This window comes from Geobacillus sp. BMUD (genome assembly GCF_013096845.1).
GTDB classification, from domain to species: Bacteria; Bacillota; Bacilli; order Bacillales; family Anoxybacillaceae; genus Geobacillus; species Geobacillus vulcani.
Map to the genome: position 1 here is coordinate 1 of NZ_SDLA01000033.1, position 5,090 is coordinate 5,090.

Sequence of the window (5,090 nt, forward strand, 5' to 3'; positions counted from 1 at the left end):
CCGAAGATTCTAGGCATCCATCCTCGCACCTAGATACACGCCCGAAGTATGCCCAAATGCCTCTGAGCCCTTTGGTATCAAGGGATTAGAGGCATTTTGTTTGCCTAGTCACTGTCGAACTCGGGGGGATCAAACATTAAAAATTGGAATGACACACCAAGATGTTAAAGAATTACAACAAATATTAAAAAATAAAGGTTACTTTACATATAAAACAACTACTACATATTTTGGTCCTATTACCAAAAGTGCTGTTATAAAGTTTCAGAAATCAAAGGGCTTAACTGCTGATGGAATTGTAGGTCCTAGTACATTCAAAGCATTAGGCATAAAAAACGCTAAGACTAAAACTACGCAAGTGGAAGGAGTTTCATCTTATAACCCAACAAGGCTGGTTCAAAATGCTAAAAAATATTTGAATGTCCCGTATGTATGGGGAGGAAGTACACCTAAAGGATTCGATTGTAGTGGCTTTTTGAATTATGTATTCAAGGAGAGTGTTGGAATTAGCTTACCAAGAACGGTTGCTGGCATCTATGCTAAAGGTGTGAAAGTTTCTTCTCCTCAAGTAGGAGATTTAGTGTTTTTTGAAACTTATAAGCCTGGAGCTTCTCATGCAGGAATTTATATTGGAAATAATGAGTTTATCCATAGTTCTTCTTCTAAAGGAGTTAGCATTAGTTCTATGAAGAATACATATTGGTCTAAGCGCTATCTAGGTGCAAAAAGAATAATTGTGAATTAAGGGAGCGAAGGAATTGCTCCCTTTTTGTTTGTGTGCCCGGCATGAGAGTAATCTATAGGGTGAAAGTCCCGAGCTGCTAAGACAGAAATAGCAGTTAGCTTAACGCAAGGGTATCCGTGGTGACGCGGAATCTGAAGGAAGCGAGCGACAAACTATTAAAATCCATAAATTCTGCAAATTTAGTTTATAAAATAAAAATTACTTCTCCTTTATAAATCGTCCAAAGGCATAACCAAGGAGAAAAGAGCGTACATAGACTCTTATGTAAAAAATATTAGGGAAAAGATGAGACAAATTAGGTTTCTAATCGATCAATTTCTGCAAACTGTTTGGGGGGGGTAGGATATAAATGGGAGGCATAAGGTGAGAAGAGGATGAAAGAGCAAATCATTACACTGCTTAACACATATGAAAATGTTGCTTACCTCATTAGTATCGCTATAAATATTATGATCAGTATTTTAGGACTTGTACCAAGCGTTTTTCTAACGGCCGCCAATTTGGCCGTGTTCGGGTTTTGGAAAGGCACCTTTTTATCTTTTGCAGGGGAAGCAATCGGAGCCATTATCTCCTTTATTTTATATCGTAAAGGATTCAAGAAACTTTCTGAATCCAAGTTATTTTCTCACCCGAAAGTCAGACGTTTACTTGAAGCAAAAGGTTTAGAAGCCTTTTTTCTTGTTCTGTCTTTGCGGCTTCTTCCTTTTGTTCCGTCAGGAGTAGTTACCTTTGTGGCAGCGATAGGAAAAACCTCCTTACTGATCTTTGTCATTGCCAGCTCGCTTGGAAAGATACCAGCATTATTATTAGAAGCTTATTCCGTTTACCAATTGATGAATTGGACATGGCAAGGGAAAGTGATATCGACATTTCTGTCTATTTTTTTATTCCTATTTACTTGGAAAAAAATCAATCGAAAAAAGGCTCGAGCTAACAAAATTGAAAGGGATTTATGAAGAGTGACAAAGAAGTTGTTAATATCATATCCAGAGAGAAACAAACTCCATAAATTCTGCAAATTTTTCTGCTATAAAATATACTATGTCTACTTAATACACGAAAAGGAGTATCAGCAATGAAAAAAATGACGAAAGCTATGATGATTACCTCGGCTATTCTTCTTCTAAGCGCTTGTTCATCATCCAATGAAAAAAAACAGGCCTTTATTACGAGCAAAGAACAAGCAAAATCGAACGTATCTGTTACAAATAATCCTTTCTTTAAAGAAAAGAAAGAAGGAAAGATCGAACATTTACATGGAATCGGTTATGCAGGCAACCAAAATGCGATTTACTTTGCTACACATGAGGGGTTACTCGTTTACCAAAATAATAAGTGGTATGAAACGACTTCGTATAAACATGATTATATGGGCTTTTCTGCCACAGACGATGGATTTTATTCATCAGGGCATCCAGAAGAAGGCTCATCTTTAGGAAATCCTCTTGGCCTTGTGAAAAGTTTTGATAATGGACAAACGTTGATGAATCTAGGATTTTATAAAGAATCTGACTTTCATTATATGACAGTTGGATATAAAAGCCATACGATTTATGTCGTGAACCAAGAAGAAAACAAAACGCTCGGACAAGGATTATTTTACAGTAAAGATGATGGCAAAACGTGGTTACAAAGTCAATTAAACGGCCTGCCGCAAACTTCTGCAGGAACGATTGCTGCTCACCCAACGGACGAAAATATGGTTGGAATTAGCACACCTGAAGGAATTTTCGTTTCCAAAGATAATGGAAATACGTTTGAACGGTTTACTCGAAAGATCAATACGACGACGTTTATCTTCCAAGAAAAATCCATTTTATTTGCTGCTGTAGAGAATAATAAGCCTATACTTATAAAACAATCATTAGACTCAAAACAAGAGGAAGTTCTTTCTGTTCCTACGCTCGATGAAAAAGACCATATCATGTATATGGCCTCTAATCCGAAAAATGAGAAGGAAATTGTGATCGCCACCATGAACGGGGATGTTTTCATGACAAAAAATAACGGTGAAAGCTGGACAAGGATAGCATCGAAAGGGAAAATAAATTTTTAATAAAAGACATGCGGAGGCATGTCTTTTTGCTTAAAATATACCACTCCACAATTTCTGCAAAATTCATTGCTACAATATAGACATCAGATAGAGAAGAAGGTGAGAAGAAGGATGTATTCGTTCTTGAGTCAAATAAGTAACCTTCTAAGCCAACCATTTCTAAATATTGCAAATAGCACGACATCTATTCCCATTTTGTCAGCTTTTGTTCTTGGCATCGTAGGAGCGATGGCTCCGTGTCAAATCACTGGTAATTTAGGAGCGATCACTTTATACAGTAATCAGTCCTTGCAAAAAGGAATTGCGTGGAAAGAGTTGTTCCTATTTATTTTTGGTAAAATTATTGCTTTTTCCGGTTTAGGTTTCATCGTTTGGCTGATGGGGAAAGAGATTCAAAGTACACTAACATTGTATTTTCCTTGGTTAAGAAAGATGATCGGTCCCATTCTCATTCTGGTAGGTCTATACTTGTTAGGGCTTTTTAAAATGTATTGGAACGTAACCTTGTTCAAAATCCCTGAGAGATTTTTAAAGAAAGGAAAAATAGGCTCCTTTTTAATGGGTTTTGGCTTTTCACTAGCTTTTTGTCCAACCATGTTTGTGCTATTTTTTGTTACTCTAATGCCTCTGGTATACTCAACGTCTTATGGAGTGTTATTACCGGTTGTCTTTGCCATCGGAACCTCTGTACCTGTTATTTTCTTCATCCTTATCCTTTGGTACTTAGGATTTGACGGCACTCTAATGAAAAAAGGAAAACAAGCAGGAAGGTTTGTTCAGAAAGCAGCTGGAATCGTGATGATCTTACTTGGCATATTAGACACCATCACTTATTGGTTCTAAAGCTAGAAAAGGAGGAAAGTGAAATGGGCATGTTTCATACGATGTTTGGAGGTTCGGCCATGATGGTTGGGATGATGTTATTCTGGGTTGTATTAATCGCCATTGGTTTTTATCTCTTACATCGTTTTATCAATGACCGCAAAGAAGAGTTAACTCCGATGGAAATCTTAAAAGTACGATTAGCCAAAGGAGAGATCACTTTAGACGAATTTGAACAGCTATCCAAAAAGCTATAGTAAAATCTAGCCTCTTTTATTGTATCAAGTATCAGAAATGTGATTTACAATTGTCCCCCCTATTTCAATTTTATATAGATGAAGGAAGTTGTTGATAAGAGTATTGTCAACAACTTCTTTTGTTTTTTTAGCTTTTCTGAACATAATAATCTCTTATATTTCATGTCTTCTTCGTTAGTTTTTTCTCCTGTTATAAACACTTCTGTAAAATCGATATTGAACAAACTTATGGAGACCAAAAGAAGGTTATCCCCTAAATATATTTTTTATGGACGATCATTTTTTAAAAATCTTAGTTCTTTATTCTATTTACTAGATTTCATTCATAGATATTAATAGATATTAATAATAGAACTTAGAGGGGAGAGCAAGAATGCGAAAACGGTCTTCGCCGAAAAATACAACTGCATTCTTTTACAGTTTTCTAATTATGTTAGTAGTCAGTGTATTTATTTTAAATATGATTATTCATATTCTTTTTAAGAAGTTTTTAGTTTCTGAGTATTTAAGGGACCTTACATGGGAAGTGGAGTCCATCTCATTTATGTACATATTGAGGATGGAAAATCATTATTTCACTCAGGGAATCGAAAGAGACATAAAAAAGCCTAATTTTTCAAAACTGCTGTTTGAAAATACAATTAATTTAAGCTTGAGTGATCCTCGCTCATTTTTTAGGAATGTTTTACCGGGGTTTTCCAGTTTCGATTCAAAAATAATTGTGGCAGGAGAAGGAACAGATTATACAAATTTACCAATCGAATCGTCACCTCCGATTGAGGTGTTATTAAAAGAGAGAGAAATTAGTGAACAAAATCTGAAGAAATTAGAAGAAGAAATAAAGCAAACAGAAAATACGGTAAAACCGCCGCCATTGAAAAAAAACACTGGAAACCGGAATGTAATGTTTATTTATCATTCACATAGCCGTGAATCTTTTTTGCCCTATCTAAAGGGTACGGGTAATGAAAAAACATACCATCACTCAAAAATTAATATCACAATGGTAGGTAAACGATTAGGAGAAGCTCTTAGAAATAGGGGGATAGGAGTAGAAGTAGATACAACGGACATTGTAGCCATTGTAAATTAGCACATTATTTCAGAATCCCTTTTTCAAATTATTTCGGACGGATTCGGAAATAATGTGCAAAATCTTTGCGAATTATTCCAGGTTTTGCAGATTATTTCCGAACATTTGCACATTATT

At 35.6% G+C, this 5,090-nt stretch carries 6 protein-coding genes and 1 pseudogene; all 7 read left to right on the plus strand.

The window, feature by feature from the left end:
- The first annotated feature begins 100 nt into the window (after positions 1–100).
- Positions 101–745 carry a C40 family peptidase gene (locus ETC05_RS17120; protein WP_253264051.1) on the plus strand — a complete coding sequence of 215 codons (645 nt, stop codon included), beginning with the start codon at positions 101–103 and terminating at the stop codon, positions 743–745.
- Positions 746–997: 252 nt separating this feature from the next.
- Positions 998–1,107: pseudogene (locus ETC05_RS17980) on the plus strand (response regulator transcription factor); the annotation flags it as partial.
- Positions 1,108–1,119: 12 nt separating this feature from the next.
- On the plus strand, positions 1,120–1,701 hold the full coding sequence (locus ETC05_RS17125; protein ID WP_171661534.1) for a TVP38/TMEM64 family protein: 582 nt from the start codon (positions 1,120–1,122) through the stop codon (positions 1,699–1,701).
- Between the two features lie 119 nt (positions 1,702–1,820).
- Complete coding sequence (locus ETC05_RS17130; protein WP_171661535.1) at positions 1,821–2,801, plus strand: F510_1955 family glycosylhydrolase; 981 nt, start codon at positions 1,821–1,823, stop codon at positions 2,799–2,801.
- A 111-nt stretch (positions 2,802–2,912) separates the two neighbouring features.
- Positions 2,913–3,644, plus strand: coding sequence for an urease accessory protein UreH domain-containing protein (locus ETC05_RS17135; protein ID WP_171661536.1), 732 nt, complete (start codon positions 2,913–2,915; stop codon positions 3,642–3,644).
- Positions 3,645–3,667: 23 nt separating this feature from the next.
- The gene (locus ETC05_RS17140) at positions 3,668–3,880 is read left to right on the plus strand and encodes an SHOCT domain-containing protein (RefSeq protein WP_171661537.1); all 213 of its coding nucleotides are present in this window, start codon (positions 3,668–3,670) and stop codon (positions 3,878–3,880) included.
- A 373-nt stretch (positions 3,881–4,253) separates the two neighbouring features.
- Positions 4,254–4,973 carry a stage II sporulation protein P gene (locus ETC05_RS17145; RefSeq protein ID WP_171661538.1) on the plus strand — a complete coding sequence of 240 codons (720 nt, stop codon included), beginning with the start codon at positions 4,254–4,256 and terminating at the stop codon, positions 4,971–4,973.
- Positions 4,974–5,090 lie beyond the last annotated feature (117 nt).

Bases quoted from the DNA above. Each gene is read 5' to 3' on its own strand.
- ETC05_RS17125 (WP_171661534.1), top strand. From the start codon at position 1,120: ATGAAAGAGCAAATCATTACACTGCTTAACACATATGAAAATGTTGCT.
- ETC05_RS17130 (WP_171661535.1), top strand. From the start codon at position 1,821: ATGAAAAAAATGACGAAAGCTATGATGATTACCTCGGCTATTCTTCTT.
- ETC05_RS17135 (WP_171661536.1), top strand. From the start codon at position 2,913: ATGTATTCGTTCTTGAGTCAAATAAGTAACCTTCTAAGCCAACCATTT.
- ETC05_RS17140 (WP_171661537.1), top strand. From the start codon at position 3,668: ATGGGCATGTTTCATACGATGTTTGGAGGTTCGGCCATGATGGTTGGG.
- ETC05_RS17145 (WP_171661538.1), top strand. From the start codon at position 4,254: ATGCGAAAACGGTCTTCGCCGAAAAATACAACTGCATTCTTTTACAGT.